This is a genomic window from Pantoea sp. B270, assembly GCF_018726825.1.
GTDB classification, from domain to species: domain Bacteria; phylum Pseudomonadota; class Gammaproteobacteria; order Enterobacterales; family Enterobacteriaceae; genus Pantoea; species Pantoea dispersa.
Window position 1 is genome coordinate 1,383,017 of sequence record NZ_JAHCSX010000001.1, and the last position, 17,229, is coordinate 1,400,245.

Sequence of the window (17,229 nt, forward strand, 5' to 3'; positions counted from 1 at the left end):
TTGATTAAGAGGAATGATTTCATGGCCAACCCCCACCTGCGTTTTTTAGTGGTAGATGATTTTGCCACCATGCGCCGCATTGTGCGCAACCTGCTGCAGGAGCTGGGCTACAGCAATATTGACGAGGCGGAAGATGGCCAGGATGCGCTGAACAAGCTGCGCGGCGGCAATATTGATTTCGTCATCACCGACTGGAACATGCCCAACCTCGACGGTCTGGAGCTGCTGACCGCTATCCGCAACGACGCCGCCATGCGCACCATGCCGGTGCTGATGGTGACCGCCGAAGCCAAGAAAGAGAACATCATCGCCGCCGCGCAGGCCGGTGCCAGCGGTTACGTGGTGAAACCGTTCACCGCCGCCACGCTCGAGGAAAAACTCGGCAAAATCTTCGAAAAACTTGGGTGGTAACGATGGAAGGGGCACAAAACAAAGAAGCCACCGATAACTTCAAAGAGATCTTTTCCCGTATCGGACAACTGACGCGCCAGCTGCGCGACAGCGTGGCCAACCTCGGTCTTGATCGCGCCATCATGGAGGTGGCCGAAGCGATTCCGGACACGCGCGAACGTCTCAACTATGTGGTGGGCAAAACCTCACAAGCGGCGGATCGCGCGCTGACCAGCGTCGAGATCGCCCGTCCGCTGCAGGTGGAGCTCGGCGAGCGTGCCAGCGCCCTGAGCGCGCGCTGGGATGCCTGGTTTGACGAGCCGCAGCCGCTGTCACAGGCGCGCGAACTGGTGATCGACACCCGCGCGTTTCTCGCCGCTACGCCGGAAATTACCCGGCAAACCAACGAGCAGCTGATGGCGATCATGATGGCGCAGGATTTCCAGGATCTCACCGGTCAGGTGATTCAGAACATGATGACGCTGATAGAGAGCGTCGAGAACGAACTGATTCAGGTGCTGATTGAGAACATGCCGGAGATTCTGCCAAGCGCCATGCTGCACAACACCAGCCTGAAGAATGGCCCGCAGATCGATCAGTCACGCGCCGGCGTCGTGGCGACCCACGAGCAGGTGGATGACCTGCTGGATTCCCTCGGGTTTTAAGCGTCCGGGTTGAAACATGGCAGACGAGAGCGACGTCGAAAAAACCGAAGACCCCACGCCCCAGCGGCTGGCAAAGGCACGGGAAGAAGGACAGATCCCGCGCTCGCGCGAGCTGACCTCGGTGCTGTTGCTGCTGGTGGGCTGGGGCTTGCTGCTATTGGGTGGCGAGCGGCTGGCGCATCAGCTGCTGGCGCTGTTACAGCAGGGTTTGCAGATTGAGCGCGCCAGTGCGTTCGACCCGCAGCAGATGCTGCTGCAGGCTGGTGCGCTACTCAAGCTGGCGCTGCTGGCCATGCTGCCGCTGGCGGCCGGTCTGTTGCTCACCGCCCTGTGCGCCCCGGCCCTGCTCGGCGGCGTAACGTTGAGCGCGAAAGCCATCAAGCTGGATGTCACCCGCCTGTCGCCGCTGAAAGGCCTGAAGCGCATGCTGTCGGCGCAAACACTGAGCGAACTGCTGAAAGGCGTGCTGAAAGTGACGCTGGCGGCGGTGGCCTGCGGCGTGTTTCTGCTGGCCAATAAAAACGCCTTTATCCATTTGCTGTGGCAGCCCCCCGGCAGCGGTGTGCACGACGGCCTGCGTCTGCTGTCGCGCTGCCTGTTGCTGGTGGTGCTGGCCGCGCTGCCGATGGTCGGTTACGACATTTTCTGGCAGCTGGTCAGCCACCTGAAAAAGCTGCGCATGAGCCGCCAGGAGATTCGCGACGAATTCAAACAGAGCGAAGGCGACCCGCACGTGAAAGGACGCATTCGCCAGATCCAGCGCAACGCCGCACGCAGCCGCATGATGGCCGATGTGCCGAAAGCGGACGTGATCGTCAACAACCCGACGCACTATTCGGTGGCCCTCGCCTACAGCGAAGACAAGATGGCCGCGCCGGTGGTGCTGGCAAAAGGCGCGGGCGAGATCGCGCTGCGCATCCGCGAAGCGGCCAGCGCACATGCCATCCCGATGCTGGAAGCGCCACCGCTGGCGCGGGCGCTCTATCGCCACTGCGAAATCGGTGAAGCCATCCCCGCCAGTCTGTATACCGCCGTGGCGGAAGTGCTGGCCTGGGTCTACAGCCTGCGCCGCTGGCGTAAAGGCTACGGCCTGGCGCCGCAAACCCCTGCTAATCTTCCGGTGCCCGCGGCGCTGGATTTTGCCCGTGAGAACCCTGAGTGATGTCCAGTTTAACCACCAAACTTCGCCTGCCCAATCTGCGCCAGACGCAGTGGCAGATCCTCGCCGGTCCGGTGCTGATCATGACCATCATGGCGATGATGATTCTGCCGTTGCCGCCGTTTGTGCTGGATCTGCTGTTTACCTTTAACATTGTGCTGTCGCTGATGATCCTGCTGGTGGCGATGTTCACCCAGAACACGCTGGATTTTTCCGCCTTCCCCACCGTGCTGCTGTTTTCCACGCTGCTGCGGCTGGCGCTGAATATCGCCTCGACGCGCGTGATTCTGATGAACGGCCATACCGGCGACAGCGCGGCCGGACAGGTGGTGGAAGCGTTCGGCCACTTTCTGGTGGGCGGCAATTTCGCCATCGGCATTATCGTGTTCGTTATTCTGATCATCATTAACTTTATGGTGATCACCAAAGGCGCCGGACGTATTGCCGAAGTCGGCGCGCGCTTTGTGCTGGACGGCATGCCCGGTAAGCAGATGGCGATTGATGCCGACCTGAACGCCGGCATTATCGGCGAAGAGGAGGCGCGCCGCCGTCGTAAGGACGTCACGCAGGAGTCGGATTTTTACGGTTCGATGGACGGTGCCAGCAAATTTGTGCGCGGCGACGCCATCGCCGGGCTGCTGATCATGGCCATCAATATTCTCGGCGGGCTGGTGATTGGCGTCGGCCAGCACGACATGAGCTTCGGCGATGCCGCCACGACTTATACCCTGCTGACCATCGGCGACGGCCTGGTGGCGCAGATCCCCGGGCTGATCATCTCTACCGCCGCCGGCGTGATTGTGACGCGCGTGGCCAGTGAGCAGGATGTCGGCGAACAGATGATCAGCCAGCTGTTCCGCAATCCGCGCGTAATGGTGCTGGCGGCCGGGGTAATTGGCCTGCTGGGAATGATCCCCGGCATGCCGAATCTGGTGTTTCTGCTGTTTACCGCCGCGCTGCTGGCGCTGGCGTGGTGGCTGCGTGGAAAAGAGGGCCAGCCGGATGCCGCCGCGCAGGATAAAGCGCAGCGCGCCGCCGAAGCGAAAAGCGCCGAGGCGGCGCAGGTGAGTGAAGCCTCGTGGTCGGATGTGGAGATCGAAGATACGCTGGCGCTGGAGGTCGGCTACCGGCTGATCCCGATGGTCGACAGTGACCAGCAGGGCCAGCTGCTGACGCGTATTCGCGGCATCCGCAAGAAGTTCGCCCAGGAACGCGGTTTTCTGCCGCCGTCGGTGCACGTGAAAGATAACCTCGATTTGCCGCCGACCCACTACCGCATTCTGCTCAAAGGCGTCGAGATTGGCCGCAGCGAAAGCTTCCCGGATCGCTGGATGGCGATCGATCCCGGCTGCGCCGAAGGTGACATCGCCGGGACGCCGTGCCAGGAGCCGGCGTTTGGTCTGCCGGCGGTATGGATTGATGAAGTGATGCGCGAGCAGGCGCAGACGCTTGGCTACACCGTGGTCGATCCCAGCTCGGTGATTGCCACTCACCTCAACCAGCTGATCGCCACCCACGTCGAGGAGCTGTTTGGCCGCCAGGAGGCGCAACAGCTGCTGGATCGCCTGAACAAAGAGATGCCAAAGCTGGTTGAGGATCTGATCCCCGGCGTGATCTCACTCACCACCTTCCATAAAGTGCTGCAGAATCTGCTGACCGAACAGCTGTCGATTCGCGACATGCGCACCATCATCGACACGCTGGCCGAATTTGCGCCGCAGCTGAGCGATGCCGACGACTTAACTGCCCAGGTGCGCGTGCGGCTCGGCCGCGCCATTACCCAGCAGTGGTTCCCGGGGAATGATGAACTGCAGGTGATTGGCCTGGATCTCAATCTTGAGCGCCTGCTGATTCAGGCTACGCAGAACGGCAGCCCGATTGAGCCCGGCATCACGGAAAAGCTGATCAAACACACGGAGAAAGCCATCCTGCAACAGGAAGCGATTGGGGCACCGCCGGTGCTGCTGGTGAATCAGCCGCTGCGCCTGATGCTATCGCGCTTTCTGCGTCGGGTATTCCCGCAGCTGGCAGTGCTGGCCAGCCAGGAGATCAGCAGTAATCGCAGCGTGCGCATGACCTATCTGATTGGCGGTCCGGAGTGAAAAAGCGCGCCCTGCTGCTGCTGATCAGCGCGCTGCCGTTTGGCGCGCAGGCCGCCGGATCGTGGCAGGCCACGCGGGCGGGTGGTCAGCTGCAGGTCGGCGGTCAGCTGCTGACCACGCCCGAACTGCGCGCACCGCGCGCGCTGCCGCCTGCGGCCAGCGTCACGCAGCTCAGCTGGCGGATTACGCTGCTGCGCGCGGCACCGCCGGGACTGGGTATTAAGCTGTGCAGCGTGGATCGCTGTCTCAGGCTGGAGGGATTACAGGGCACGCTGCGGCCCGGTGCGCACTTTGCGGCGGCCGGTCCGTTTCGCTTTGTTTATAGCGTGGCCACTAAGGGCGCGCTGTTACCGCAGGTGCAGATCGTCAGTAATCAGCTGACGGTAAATTATCGTTAAGGAGCAAGACGCTTTATCAGCCGCTTTAAACGGCAGATAAAACGCCCTGCGCGTTAGTGCATGCGTGTGGGCAACAGGCTGGCATACGCCTGGGTACACTGTTTGCCGCGTCCCAGCGCCACCATATCCTGCTTCAGCGTCGTCAGCCGCTGGCTCAGCGCCTGCATCATCTCGTTTTCATTATCCAGCAGCGTTTGCAGAATCTGCTTCAGCTCTTCACGCTCGCACGCTTCCAGCGCCGGCTGGTGCTGCATCAGCTGATTGAGCTGCACCACATAGTTTTCTGCCAGCCGGGAGAAGTCCTGCCAGCTGCCCTGACGCGCCATCTCCAGCAGCGACAGGTTCAGTAAAAAAATCTGTTCATATTCAGATGTCAGTCGGGAATTAGCCATGGCGGGTCGCTTTTACCTTGGGTTCAATCTCTTTCCAGGTGCGGGAAAGCGTGGCGATAACGTCAATCGCGGCGGGCAGTTCTGCCGCTGAATGGGTAAGATTGGCTTTCAGCAGGGTGCGCGAGACGTAGTCGTACAGACTCTCCAGCTGCTGAGCGATTTCGCCACCGACCTCATGATCCAGCGCCGGGCGCAGACCGTTATCGATGATATTGATGGCGCGCGACAGCATTTCGCCGCGCCGCGCCACGTTGCCTTTCTCAAAGTAGATACGCGCGCGCTGCATGGCGTTGAGCGCGCCATCCAGCAGCATGGTAATCAGCTGATGCGGTGACGCGCCCGCCAGCTGGGTTTCCAGATCCAGTCGCGCATAGCTGTGCCGTCCGGCCGGTGAATACATAATGACTCCGTTATCTGACCGACGGCGCTGTGCGCCGCCGCGGAAGCTATCACAGGGTGGCAATCACCGAGGAGAGCTGGTTACTCATGCTGTTCATCTGCGCCATGGTCTTTTCCAGCGCGATAAACTGCTGCCGATAGCGCTCGACGTTTTTGTCGATCAGCGCCTGGGTACGATCAATCTGCTCCTGCATGCGCTTGACCTGTTCATCCAGCCCATCAGTGGCCAGCTTGATCGCGCCTTTATCCTTTGAGGTGCCATCGCCGAGGTACTGATCGAAGATGGCGTTGAGCTGGCCGGCGATGCCGGTTTTTTCGCCCCGCCCCATGAACATTTCGCCGATCGCTTCGGGATGATCGGCCACTGCCGCATCGAGTTTTTTCTCGTCGAGGCGCATTTCGCCGCTGGCGGTGTCGATAGTGATGCCAATATCGGCCAGCGACGACACCTCTGCCGTGCCCTCACCCACCACGCCGTTAATCGAGGTGCGGATTTCACTCATCATGCCGCGCAGCATGATGTCGCCCATCAGCACGCCGTTGCTGCCGCCGCCGTCTTTTTTCGCGCCGTCCTGGTCAAACTTGCTGGCAGTGCCCACCAGTTTTTGCAGCGCGTTGTACTGCTCAACGAAGCTCTTCAGCGTGGTTTTGATGGCGCTGTTATCTTTAGTCAGAGTGAGCTGTTCGCCTTCCGTCTGATCTTTGGATTTGGCCTTGAGTTCCAGCGTCACGCCATCGATGATGTCGGAGATATTGTTGCTGGAGCGGGTGTATTTGATGCCGTCGACGCTCAGTTCGGCGTTTTTCGCCGCGACTTTCTCTTCGATGCTGCCGGTCTGGGTATTGAGCAGGCCATCCAGCTTATCGTCGCCGGTCACCGCAACTGACATCCTGCCGTCTTCTCCGGATTTCTTCGCGGTGAGCACCAGCTGGTAGCCATCATCGGTGCGCTGCACCGAGGCCGTGACGTCGCCATCGGCCTTGTTGATTTTTTTGGCGATCTGCTCCAGCGAGGTTTCATCTTTGCTCAGCTCGATCTCCAGCTTTTCACCGTCGCCGATGGTGATGGTCAGGGTGCGTGTTGCCTCATCGCCGCCCAGCAGCTGATCCTTTTTCTCCTGCCCCGCCGTCGCCAGTTTGTGCGCGGCGGCCAGCTCGTGGACCACCACTTTATGGGTGTTGGCGCTGGCACCTTTACCGAGGGTCACGGTGAAGGCGTCGTTTTTGCCCGGCGTCAACGTGCTGAAGCCGTTATCGGTCAATCCCTTTACGCTGTCTTTTAATTTATCCAGCGCGCTGCTGATTTGCCCCCACGCGGATATTTTGCCCTGATAATTGGTTTGCAGAGTGGCGTAAGGTTTTAATCGGGTCAGCTCTGCCTGCTGGATCTGTTCCAGCATTGCGCCGGTATCAATGCCGGAGCCGATACCGAGCGATGAGAAGCCTGCCATATGATTCTCCCTATAATCGAGGTGTGCAGCAATTCGCTGTGTCTATTAAGGACATCGGGGATTGCGCCAATAAGTTTAATTTTTTCCCTTTCGCCTGGACATAAAAATTCGCCGCCGCCGCAGAGTCGTGCGCTTATCCGGCTATTAATTTTTCACCACCAAAAACAAAGCGCTTAATTAGCGCCAGAAGTGCGCGTATTTCGCAGGTTTGATACAGCGTGCAATTTTTTGCTGAAAAAATATTTTAGGGAATTTATCCAGCACCGATGGAATAGATAAGCGTCAGCGCGACGCATTGTATTTTCTCAGCACGTTGTGGTTATTTTAATTCAATAAGGAAACATCATGGCCCAGGTCATTAATACCAACGCACTCAGCATGGTTGCTCAGAACAACCTGAACAAATCTCAGGGCTCTCTGGGCACCGCGATCCAGCGCCTCTCTTCCGGCCTGCGTATTAACAGCGCCAAAGACGATGCCGCCGGTCAGGCCATCAGCAACCGTTTCACCGCCAGCATCACCGGTCTGTCACAGGCATCACGTAACGCCAACGACGGTATCTCCATCGCGCAGACCACCGAAGGTGCGCTGAATGAGGTGAACGATAACCTGCAGAATATCCGCCGTCTGGCGCTGCAGGCGCAGAACGGCACCAACTCTGAGTCTGACCGTAAATCGATCCAGGAAGAGATCAGCTCGCGCCTGTCAGAAATCAACCGTATCTCTGAGCAGACCGAATTCAACGGCGTGAAAGTGCTGGGCGAAGATCAGTCTCTGAAGTTCCAGGTAGGCAAAAACGATGGCGAAACCATCGAGATCAACCTGAGCAAAATGAACACCGAAACCCTGGGCCTGGACAAGCTGGATATCTCGAATATTTCTAATTCGACCAAACTGGCGGCGGGTACCACGCTGAAAGTGGATAACGGTGGCACAGATATCGACATGAAGCTGACCAGTGACGACATGGCGGCGGCGAAAGAAGCGGCATTCGGCACTGATGGTACCGGTGACATTTACAAGTACCAGGACGATGCAGGTAAAGATGTCTTCGTTGCGATTGGCAAAGACAAAGATGGCAAGGACGTGGCAAAAACCGTTGACGTTACCTACGATGGCGCAACCAAAGCACTGAAATTTGCTGCGGGTACCGATGCGACTGAAGAGCAAATTGAGCTGGCTGCACCAAGCACGCTGAAAGATCTGGATGACGCGCTGGCTCAGGTTGATACCCTGCGCTCACACCTGGGTGCGACTCAGAACCGTTTTGCCTCGGTGATCACCAACCTCGACAGCACCGTGACCAACCTGGCAGAATCCCGTTCCCGTATTCTGGATGCGGACTTCGCTTCAGAAGTTTCCACCATGAACCGCGCCAACATCCTGCAGCAGGCAGGTACCTCAGTGCTGGCGCAGGCCAACCAGGTACCGCAGAACGTGCTGTCTCTGCTGCGTTAATTACTGATTTGCCTGACGGTGCGCATGAATGCGCACCCTACAAAAAACACGGCCAGCCGCCGTTGGGTCGCCATTCTGGTGATCACCAAAAACACGGCAATCCGCCGTTGGGTCGCCATTTATGGCGACCATCAATAAACACCGTAATCCCCTGTAGGGTCGCCATTTATGGCGACCGTCAATAAACAACGCAATCCCCTGTAGGGCCGCCATTTATGGCGACCGTCAAATACCCGTCTGACCGGCTTAAAAAATGCTGCCCGCGATAATCCGCCGGCAACATTATTTTATGCCGCAAACTGCACGGAATGATGGGGGAGCGACTACCCGTGCGGTTGCAAGGGCGCCGCAGCGCTGAGGTTTTTACGTCACGCCAGGAGATTCCCGCAGGACGCGGGAATCAGGCCGGGCCGGTCAGGATGACCGATACCGGCCGGTCCGTCCGGCGTGGCGGGAAAACCGCAGGTACCGCGCAGCGGCGCGAGGAGATGCCCGGCAAGCGTACGGGTAGCCGATCCCTTACCCGACAGACATAAAAAAAGCCGCACCGTGCTAACACGATGCGGCATCAGGGCCAGAACAAACAACTCAGGCCTGCGCGTTATCTGCCAGGCGCGCAATAATCTGCATCTCTTCGCTATTTAACAGCTTCTCGATATCCACCAGAATCAGCATCCGCTCATTGAGCAAACCGAGACCCAGCAAATATTTGGTCGACAGCGTGGCAGAGAAATCCGGTGCCGGACGAATCTGCTCATCATTTAACGCCAGCACGTCCGACACGCCATCAACCACAATGCCGACAATACGCTCGTGCAAATTCAGCACGATGATCACCGTATCCTGATTAATATCCGCCGCACCGAGCTGGAATTTCACCCGCAGATCGACAATCGGCACAATCACACCGCGCAGATTGGTCACGCCGGTAATAAACTCCGGCGCGTTAGGAATGCGCGTGACGCGATCGTAACCGCGAATCTCCTGCACCTTTAAAATTTCAATACCGTACTCTTCATTGCCGAGGGTAAAAATCAGATATTCGTGACCCATCTTATTATCGACCACCAGCTTATCTGTACCGACCAGATTCATTGCGTGCTCCCGCATTCATTTTTCATTCAGGCTTAACCGTGTTTGTGTTCGAGTTTCTGACTTTTTGCCAGCGTCGACAGACCCACGACATCAAGGATCAGCGCCACGCTGCCGTCGCCGAGAATAGTGGCGGCGGAAACACCCGGCACTTTGCGATAGTTCATTTCCAGGTTCTTCACCACCACCTGATGCTGGCCAATCAGCTGGTCCACCAGCAGCGCATAGCGGCAGCCGGCGCTCTGCACTATCACCGCAATCTTGTCGCGCGTCTGGCGCGGCGCACCGGGGATGGCAAACACCTGCTTCAGCTCAATCAGCGTCAGGTACTCACCGCGCACCTGCAGCAGCTGCTCATCGCCTGCCAGGCGGTTGAGCATGCTGTCAGACGGACGCAGCGACTCCATCACGCTGCTGAGCGGCAGCACATAGACTTCATCGCCCACCATCACCGACATACCGTCGAGGATCGCCAGCGTCAGCGGTAAAATAATGCGGATGGTGGTACCGCGATCGGCTTCGGAATGCACCTCGACGTGCCCGCCCATCGCCAGAATGTTACGGCGCACCACGTCCATGCCGACGCCGCGTCCGGAGACATCGGTCACCTGCTCGGCGGTCGAGAAGCCGGCGGCAAAAATCAGCATCCACACCTCTTCATCGCTGGCGTTATCACTGATGCTTAACCCCTGCTTATGGGCGCGCGCCAGGATCTTCTCGCGGTTCAGCCCGGCGCCGTCATCGGTCACCTCAATGACGATATTGCCGCCGTGATGCTCCGCCGACAGCGTCAGGTTGCCCTTCGCCGGTTTACCCTTCTGCACGCGCACCTCAACCGGCTCAATGCCGTGATCGAGGCTGTTGCGCACCAGATGCGTGAGCGGATCGACGATGCGTTCAATCAGGCTCTTATCCAGCTCGGCGGAACCGCCCTTCAGCGTCAGCTCGATCTCTTTCTGCAGCTTACCGCCGAGGTCGTGCACCAGACGCGGAAAACGGCTGAACACGTACTCCATCGGCATCATGCGCACCGACATCACCGACTCCTGCAGATCGCGCGCGTTGCGCTCCAGCTGGCCGATACTGCTGAGTAATGCATGATGATGCGCCGGATCGAGCACCCCGGACAGCTGCGACAGCATCGCCTGGGTAATGATCAGCTCGCCAACCTGATTGATGATTTGATCGACCTTCTCCACCGCCACGCGAATACTGCCCGATTCGGCCGCAGCGGCGCGCGGTGCGGCTGTTGCCTGGCGCGCGCTGACCGTCTCCGCCACCGCGCTGGCCGGCGCGCTCAGCAACGGGGCGGCCGGTTCCGCTTTGACGCTGACGCTGATTTGTCCGGCGTCCAGCACAAAGCACAGCACCGCGCTGATCTCCTCCGCCGACGCCGTGCTGCGCAATTCAACCTGCAACTGCGTGTCGCTACTCGCCTGTTGCACCACCGCACCGAGGTGCGCCAGCTCTTCCAGCAGCAGCGCCTGTTCGTTTTGCGCCACCTCGCGCAGCGTCACCACCAGCGTCTGCTCATCAGCGCCGGACGGAACCACAACCGCGACCGGCTGCGGCTCAACCACTTCGGCCGGCGGCTGTTTATCCGCCAGCGCAATCTGGCGCAGCGCTTCGCAGATGGCGTGAAAACTGGCCTGATCGGGCTGTTGCGAGGCTTTATACGCATCGAGCTGACTTTGCATAATGTCTTTGCTTTCCAGAAACAGATTGATGATGTTGCTGGTGAGCGACAGCTTGCCCTGCCGCGCATCATCCAGCAGGTTTTCCATGATGTGCGTGGTTTCCTGCAACACGGTAAAACCAAAGGTGCCGGCGCCGCCTTTGATGGAGTGCGCGGCACGGAAAATCGCGTTAAGCATCTCTTTGTCAGGCGCCGCCACGTCGAGCAACAGCAGATGTTGTTCCATATCTGCCAGCAGCTCGTCGGCTTCTTCAAAGAAGGTTTGGTAAAAATCACTGACGTCCATTCGGGGTAACCTGTTTACTGTTCAGAGGCGGGCATGGGTTGCGGTGAAATCGCGGGTGATAGCGTGCGCAGCGTGGCAGCGACCTGCGGATCAACTGCAGCCGCGCTGTCTTCGGCCACGATGGCGCGCGCTTTGAGCGCGCTGAGCACCAGCAGGCTGATGCGCCGGTTGGTCGGATCGTCCGGCGGCAGATCGCTCAGGCTCAGCATGCTGGCGCTGCCAATCACGCGTAAAAATTTCTGGCTGGCCAGGCCGGCGGCTACCATCACCCGGCGCGAGGCGTTGGCGCGATCGCTGGAGAGCTCCCAGTTGCTGTAACCGGCCTCGCCGCCGCTGTAGGGCAGTGAATCGGTATGACCGGTCACGCTAATCTGGTTGGGAATGGCATTCAGCACCGGCACAATCGCCTGCAGAATGCCGCGCATCCAGGGTTCAACCTGCGCCTGGCCAATGCGAAACATCGGCCGATCGCGGGTATCGACAATCTGAATCAGCAGGCCATCCGTCGTCAGCGAGAGACGTAAGTTGGAGGTATAGGGCGTCAGGCGCGGGTCCTGCTGCATCAGCGCCTGCAGCTGCTCAAGGCTGTGCTGCAGCGCCTGCTGTTGTTGCTGCTGATCAATCTGCTCCAGCTTATAACGCAGCGCCTCGCCCTCCTGCTTCATCGGATCCTCGCCGCCGCCGGGGATGGCACTGCTGCTCAGGCTGGCTTTGTCGCCGTGCGACAGCGCCACTTTCAGCGGCGTCTTGAAATAGTCGGCGATGCCCTGACGCTGCTCCGGCGTCGCGGTGGAGAGCAGCCACATCACCATAAAAAACGCCATCACCACCGTCATAAAGTCGGCGTAGGCGATTTTCCATGAGCCACCGTGATGGGCGTGTTTCTTCGGTTTGCGCTTGCGCACTACGATGATGGGAGGCGGGGAATTCATGATTTCTCTTCCGCACTGCCGCTATCACTAAACTTCACCTGCTGGACATGTTCTTCCAGCTCGACAAAATCCGGACGCTCGGTGGAGAACAGTGTCTTGCGGCCAAACTCGACGGCGATTTGCGGCGCGTAACCGTTCAGGCTGGAGAGCAGCATCACCTTGATACACTGCAGCATTTTGATGTGCTCGGCGCTCTTCTGCCGCAGCAGTGAAGCCAGCGGCAGGATAAAACCGTAGGCCAGCAGAATGCCGAGGAAGGTACCGACCATGGCGTGCGCAATCAGGATGCCCAGCTCAGCCGCCGGACGATCCGCCGCAGCCAGCGCGTTGACCACGCCCATCACCGCCGCCACGATGCCAAACGCCGGAAAGGCGTCGCCGATGCTGTTAAGGCTGTGCGCCGGCACTTCATGCTCGTGCTCCAGCGTTTCAATCTCGACGTCCATCAGCGCTTCGATCTCAAAGGCATTCATGTTGCCGCTCACCATCAGGCGCAGATAATCGACCAGAAAATTCAGCAGCGTTTTGTCGGCCAGCAGGCGCGGATAGGCGGAAAAGATCTGACTGTTGGCCGGATCTTCGATGTCTTTTTCCAGTGCCATTAATCCGCCGCGCCGGCTTTTGCTCAGCAGCAGGAACATCATCGCCATCAAATCCATGTAGATGGCTTTGTTATAGCGTGAGCCGCGCAGCAGCGAGGGCACGGCTTTAAGCACCGCTTTCAGCGCCTTGCCATTGTTGCCGACGATAAAGGCACCGACACCGGCGCCGCCGATAATTAACAGCTCGGTGGGCTGATACAGCGCGCCGAGCTGGCCACCGGTCAGGGCAAAGCCGCCAAACACCGTGAGCAGAACCACCAGATAACCGAGAAGAACTAACACGTGACTTCCTTCAAAGTAACTGCCGCGCCGCCGGGATTAGCCGGCGTGCCATTGCAGGGCGGCAAACGGCGCGCTGCACTGGTTGTGCACCACGTCAGGATATTTTTTTACCGCACGTGACGGCGGAGAACACAGGCTGCAAACAAAGGGATCGCGCGCGCTGTCTTTGGTCACCACAAAGCCGCCGCCGCAGCAGTCGCACTGCTTGTACTGGATAATGCCGCAGTCAATGAAACGCAGCAGCGTCCAGGCGCGGGTCAGCCCCAGCACCTGCTTTTCCCCGGGCGTGGCCGGACACTGTTCGAGATAAAGACGGTAGGCTTTTAACGTGGCCTCAATCGGCCGGAAATGTTCGGTTTTTTGCAGATAGAGGTAAATATTGTAAAACATCGACGAATGAATATTCTGTTCCCACGCCATAAACCAGTCTTCGGAGAAGGGCAGCATGCCTTTCGGCGGCGGCTCGCCGCGCAGTTCTTTATAGAGTTTTAGTAAACGGCGACGGCTCAGCTGGGTTTCACTCTCCAGCACCTGCATGCGTGCACCCAGTGAAATCAGCTCCATGGCAATATTCACTTCACGCACTTCATTAAGAATACTTTTCTCGTTCATGACGATTGCCTTATTGTGCCGCGGCACTGGTTTCACTCAGTGAGTTCAGTAAATTGGTCGACAGAATAATACCGGTGTGAATCTGCTGCAGCGCTTCAATACGCGAATCTTTGGTCAGGTTATCAATCACCACATCATCATCGACCCGCAGGCGGCAAATAAGCTGATTGGTAGAAGCCAGTTTAATCAGCTTGGGCAGCGGCAGATTTTTCAGCATATCGATGGTGGCGTCATTCAGGCCGAGGCGAAAACCTGCTGCGACTTTGTCCTGACGGATCAGTTGTTGTGCCAGTAATAAATAGGAAAGATTAATATCGTGGATGCTTTGAATATGTTCGTTATCGTGAGTCATGACGATTTCCTGACAGGCCAGGTTATTAATCCGGCGCTAAGGTCTTATTCCAGGCATTCAGATGCAGGGCGTCCTGAGCAGAATAGTGCTCACGGTGAAAACGTGCTCTGACATGTAAATGCGTTATGCCGATGATTCGAAGAAACGTTACAAACATCCCAATTTAATAACATTTCACGTTGCGCAAACCCCATCGTACCGTATTCGTACTGTGACAGCGGCTGAATGATGCAGTTATAAAATGAATCGGTTCAGCTAAATGTCTGAGCAAATGGTAGCGCATCGATTCTGTCAAAAACAAGAAATAAGACAAACCTTAAATACCGCTCTAACCTTATGATTACCAAGCTTAATGTAAGATTAATTTGTCAAAGATAGCATTATTAAAGCATTAATCCCGGCTGCAAAATGGCGCCCTAACTCTTTAGGATTAATCGGGGAAAAGGTCCTTTCTTACCCGATTACCGCGCCTCGCGGGCATCCAGTCTGGCGCGTAAACGCTTGATGGCCTGGCTGTGCAACTGGCTCACCCGCGTTTCAGTGAGATCCAGCAGCGATGCGACCTCACGCATATTCAGTTCCTGCTGATAATAGAGGCTCAGTAACAGCTGCTCGCGCTGCGGCAGGAATTTAATTTCCGCACTGATGCGCGCCGCCATATTCTGCTGCAGCAGGCCATGCAGTGGATTGAGCTGTTCGTGCTCGGCTTCCGGTTTTTCAAAGGCGTCGGCAAATTCCTCCTGCAGTTCGTCCAGCGAATAAATCTGGCTGAGATTGGTATCATGCAGCATGGCATGATATTCCTGCAGGCTGATACCCATTTCCCGCGCAATCTCTTTTTCTTCCGCCGCAGCCCCGGTTTGTTGTTCCAGTCGCTGAATGACCGCGGCCATTTCTCTGGCATGGGTGCGTACGCGGCGCGGCACCCAGTCACGCTCGCGTAATTCATCCATCAGCGCCCAGCGCACGCGCTGAATAATATAGGCGCTTATTGCCACGCCTTTTTTCGGATCGAAGCTGTCAATGGCGGATAAAAAACCCAGCGAGCCGGCCTGAATTAAATCGTCGAGTTCCACGCTGGCCGGCAGGCGCACCTGCAAACGCAGCGCTTCCTGACGCACTAAATGTCCGTAACGCTTCCACAGGTCATTTTTATTTTCAACGCCGCTGGAGGTGTAAATACCGTTCACAATGTCTGATTCTCCTGTAAACCGGAGAGCCATTATTGCGGAGAGGCGCAATATTACAAAGCGTGATAAGGCGTTATAATATTGCGCATTCCGCTGCTTTATCGGGGCGGGAATAACATAGTTAGCGGGAATAAATTAAAATGTTTCCCACTCGGCTTCCTGATGTTTTACCGGACGCAGCGCCGGCAGCGGTTTGCTGGCGCTAAACGCCGCTGGCTGATTATCCAGCGCAAACTGGCTGACAATATTCTCCAGCGTTTCCGACTGGCTCTCCAGATTGCTGGCCGCCGCCGCCGCCTCTTCCACCAGCGTGGCGTTCTGCTGCGTCACCAGATCCATCTCATTAACCGCCTGGGCGATCTGATTGATACCGGCGCTCTGCTCGTCTGACGCAAGGGTGATTTCACCCATGATATCGGTGACCTGGCTGACCGAGCTGACGATGTCGCGCATCACCGAGCTGGCGTTGCTGACCTGCAGCGTACCGGTCTCCATGATTGCCACGGTGTTGACGATCAGCTCATTGATCTCTTTCGCCGCGTCGGCACTGCGGCGCGCCAGGTTACGCACCTCTTCCGCCACCACCGCAAAGCCGCGTCCCTGCTCGCCGGCGCGCGCCGCTTCCACCGCTGCGTTAAGCGACAGGATATTGGTCTGGTTGGCGATGCTGTCAATCACGCCGTTGATGTCAGCGATCTGGCGCGAACTCTTGCTGATCTGCTGCATGATCTCTTCCAGTCGCGTCATTACTTCGCCGCCGCTGCGCGCGTTTTTGCTGGCGCTGTCGGCCAGCTGACGCGCGTTGTGCGCGTTATCAGCATTCTGGCGCACGGTGGTTTTGATCTCTTCCATGCTGGCGGCCGTCTGCTGCAGCGCTGAAGCCTGCTCTTCGGTGCGCGACGAGAGATTATTGTTGCCGTTGGCGATCTCCTGCGCATTGGCGTAAATGCGCCCTACCCCTTCACGGATACCGGAGACGGTACTGATTAATGACAGGCGCATCGCCTCCAGCTCTTTCAGCATCAGGCCCAGCTCGTTCTCATTGCCCGCCTCGATGCGCTGCGTCAGATCGCCCTGCGCAATGCGCTGGATGGAGACGGTGGTATCCGCCATGCGCGTCACCAGCACGCGCTTCACCCAGATGCGCGCCAGCAGCAGCAGCAGCGCCGAAATCAGCAGCATCACAATCGCCATGCCGACCATCTGACGATAATCGCTTTCCGCGCTGGCGATCAGCTGGTGGTTATAGCGGTCGTTGATTTCACTGTACTGCGCCAGCCGTTCGCGCATCAGATTACGGTTGTCGATTTCATGACGCAGCCCCTCAATCACGCTGAGCGGATTATCCAGCGAATTAAGGTTGTTCTGCGCAATCGCCATCACCAGATCAAACTGCTTATCCAGCGCATTGGCTGCAGCCTGCTCTTCGTCACTGTTAAACGGCGTGCCGATATAGGTATCCATGCCGCGACGCGCCAGTACCAGGCGTTCACGTACCTGCTCAACCGCCTGCTGGCTGACCGGCCGCTCAAGCGCCTTCTGCAACAGCATGCTGTGGATTTGCGCCAGCGAGCCGTTGATGTTGAACATCGCATCCTGCATCGCGTTATTGTTGACGGTCGAGACCTGCGCCTCTTCGAAGTTGGCTTTGTTGGAGACCGCTTTCAGCACGCTGAACGCCAGCGCCACTACCAGCATGGCAGTGAAAAAGGCGATGATACTGGTGATCGCGGTAGCGATTTTGAGATTCTTAAACATAGTGTCCTCTGAC

General features: G+C 57.9%; 17 protein-coding genes. 6 read left to right on the forward strand and 11 right to left on the reverse strand.

The annotated features are described in order from the left end of the window. The first annotated feature begins 21 nt into the window (after positions 1 to 21). Genes cheY through KOL70_RS06715 form a run of 5 tightly spaced genes read left to right on the forward strand, consistent with a single transcriptional unit; the run spans position 22 to position 4,714 of the window. Positions 22 to 411: a chemotaxis response regulator CheY gene (cheY, locus tag KOL70_RS06695; RefSeq protein ID WP_058757464.1), complete on the forward strand. Its 390-nt coding sequence runs from the start codon at positions 22 to 24 to the stop codon at positions 409 to 411. Positions 412 to 413: 2 nt separating this feature from the next. Next, a complete protein-coding gene (gene cheZ, locus KOL70_RS06700; protein WP_215480414.1) occupies positions 414 to 1,055 on the forward strand; it encodes a protein phosphatase CheZ in 642 nt (213 codons plus the stop codon). Positions 1,056 to 1,071: 16 nt separating this feature from the next. Beyond that, positions 1,072 to 2,217: a flagellar biosynthesis protein FlhB gene (gene flhB, locus KOL70_RS06705; protein WP_215480415.1), complete on the forward strand. Its 1,146-nt coding sequence runs from the start codon at positions 1,072 to 1,074 to the stop codon at positions 2,215 to 2,217. Continuing rightward, positions 2,217 to 4,316: a flagellar biosynthesis protein FlhA gene (flhA, locus tag KOL70_RS06710; RefSeq protein WP_215480416.1), complete on the forward strand. Its 2,100-nt coding sequence runs from the start codon at positions 2,217 to 2,219 to the stop codon at positions 4,314 to 4,316. The genes flhB and flhA overlap by 1 nt, the downstream gene beginning before the upstream one ends. Further along, the gene (locus KOL70_RS06715; protein WP_233209846.1) at positions 4,313 to 4,714 is read left to right on the forward strand and encodes a flagellar protein FlhE; all 402 of its coding nucleotides are present in this window, start codon (positions 4,313 to 4,315) and stop codon (positions 4,712 to 4,714) included. Before flhA ends, KOL70_RS06715 begins: the two co-directional genes overlap by 4 nt. A 53-nt stretch (positions 4,715 to 4,767) precedes the next feature. Here the strand turns inward: KOL70_RS06715 and KOL70_RS06720 are convergent, their stop codons facing one another. The 3 genes from KOL70_RS06720 to fliD are packed head-to-tail and all read right to left on the reverse strand — an operon-like array spanning position 4,768 to position 6,956. Then, positions 4,768 to 5,106, reverse strand: coding sequence for a flagellar protein FliT (locus tag KOL70_RS06720; RefSeq protein WP_215480417.1), 339 nt, complete (start codon positions 5,104 to 5,106; stop codon positions 4,768 to 4,770). Next, on the reverse strand, positions 5,099 to 5,506 hold the full coding sequence (gene fliS / locus KOL70_RS06725) for a flagellar export chaperone FliS (RefSeq protein ID WP_058757458.1): 408 nt from the start codon (positions 5,504 to 5,506) through the stop codon (positions 5,099 to 5,101). Before fliS ends, KOL70_RS06720 begins: the two co-directional genes overlap by 8 nt. A gap of 49 nt (positions 5,507 to 5,555) precedes the next feature. Next, positions 5,556 to 6,956 (reverse strand): flagellar filament capping protein FliD, encoded by a 1,401-nt coding sequence (gene fliD / locus KOL70_RS06730; RefSeq protein ID WP_215480418.1) that lies wholly within the window; start codon positions 6,954 to 6,956, stop codon positions 5,556 to 5,558. A 345-nt stretch (positions 6,957 to 7,301) separates the two neighbouring features. Between fliD and KOL70_RS06735 the strand changes: the two genes are divergently transcribed. Then, the gene (locus KOL70_RS06735; protein ID WP_127834249.1) at positions 7,302 to 8,414 is read left to right on the forward strand and encodes a FliC/FljB family flagellin; all 1,113 of its coding nucleotides are present in this window, start codon (positions 7,302 to 7,304) and stop codon (positions 8,412 to 8,414) included. A gap of 588 nt (positions 8,415 to 9,002) precedes the next feature. On the opposite strand, the gene KOL70_RS06740 is transcribed toward KOL70_RS06735, so the two are convergent. The 8 genes from KOL70_RS06740 to KOL70_RS06775 all read right to left on the reverse strand — a co-directional run bounded on the left by KOL70_RS06740 (position 9,003) and on the right by KOL70_RS06775 (position 17,216). Then, on the reverse strand, positions 9,003 to 9,509 hold the full coding sequence (locus tag KOL70_RS06740) for a chemotaxis protein CheW (protein ID WP_058757455.1): 507 nt from the start codon (positions 9,507 to 9,509) through the stop codon (positions 9,003 to 9,005). 32 nt (positions 9,510 to 9,541) lie between these two features. Continuing rightward, positions 9,542 to 11,488, reverse strand: coding sequence for a chemotaxis protein CheA (gene cheA / locus KOL70_RS06745; RefSeq protein ID WP_215480419.1), 1,947 nt, complete (start codon positions 11,486 to 11,488; stop codon positions 9,542 to 9,544). 14 nt (positions 11,489 to 11,502) lie between these two features. Next, a complete protein-coding gene (gene motB, locus KOL70_RS06750; protein ID WP_088517773.1) occupies positions 11,503 to 12,420 on the reverse strand; it encodes a flagellar motor protein MotB in 918 nt (305 codons plus the stop codon). Continuing rightward, positions 12,417 to 13,304, reverse strand: a complete 888-nt coding sequence (motA, locus tag KOL70_RS06755; RefSeq protein WP_088517772.1) for a flagellar motor stator protein MotA — start codon at positions 13,302 to 13,304, stop codon at positions 12,417 to 12,419. The genes motB and motA overlap by 4 nt, the downstream gene beginning before the upstream one ends. A gap of 36 nt (positions 13,305 to 13,340) precedes the next feature. Continuing rightward, complete coding sequence (flhC, locus tag KOL70_RS06760) at positions 13,341 to 13,916, reverse strand: flagellar transcriptional regulator FlhC (protein ID WP_058757451.1); 576 nt, start codon at positions 13,914 to 13,916, stop codon at positions 13,341 to 13,343. Positions 13,917 to 13,926: 10 nt separating this feature from the next. Continuing rightward, a complete protein-coding gene (gene flhD, locus KOL70_RS06765) occupies positions 13,927 to 14,268 on the reverse strand; it encodes a flagellar transcriptional regulator FlhD (RefSeq protein WP_058757450.1) in 342 nt (113 codons plus the stop codon). 461 nt (positions 14,269 to 14,729) lie between these two features. Next, positions 14,730 to 15,458: an RNA polymerase sigma factor FliA gene (locus tag KOL70_RS06770; RefSeq protein ID WP_088517770.1), complete on the reverse strand. Its 729-nt coding sequence runs from the start codon at positions 15,456 to 15,458 to the stop codon at positions 14,730 to 14,732. Positions 15,459 to 15,593: 135 nt separating this feature from the next. Then, the gene (locus tag KOL70_RS06775) at positions 15,594 to 17,216 is read right to left on the reverse strand and encodes a methyl-accepting chemotaxis protein (RefSeq protein WP_215480420.1); all 1,623 of its coding nucleotides are present in this window, start codon (positions 17,214 to 17,216) and stop codon (positions 15,594 to 15,596) included. Positions 17,217 to 17,229: the final 13 nt, after the last annotated feature.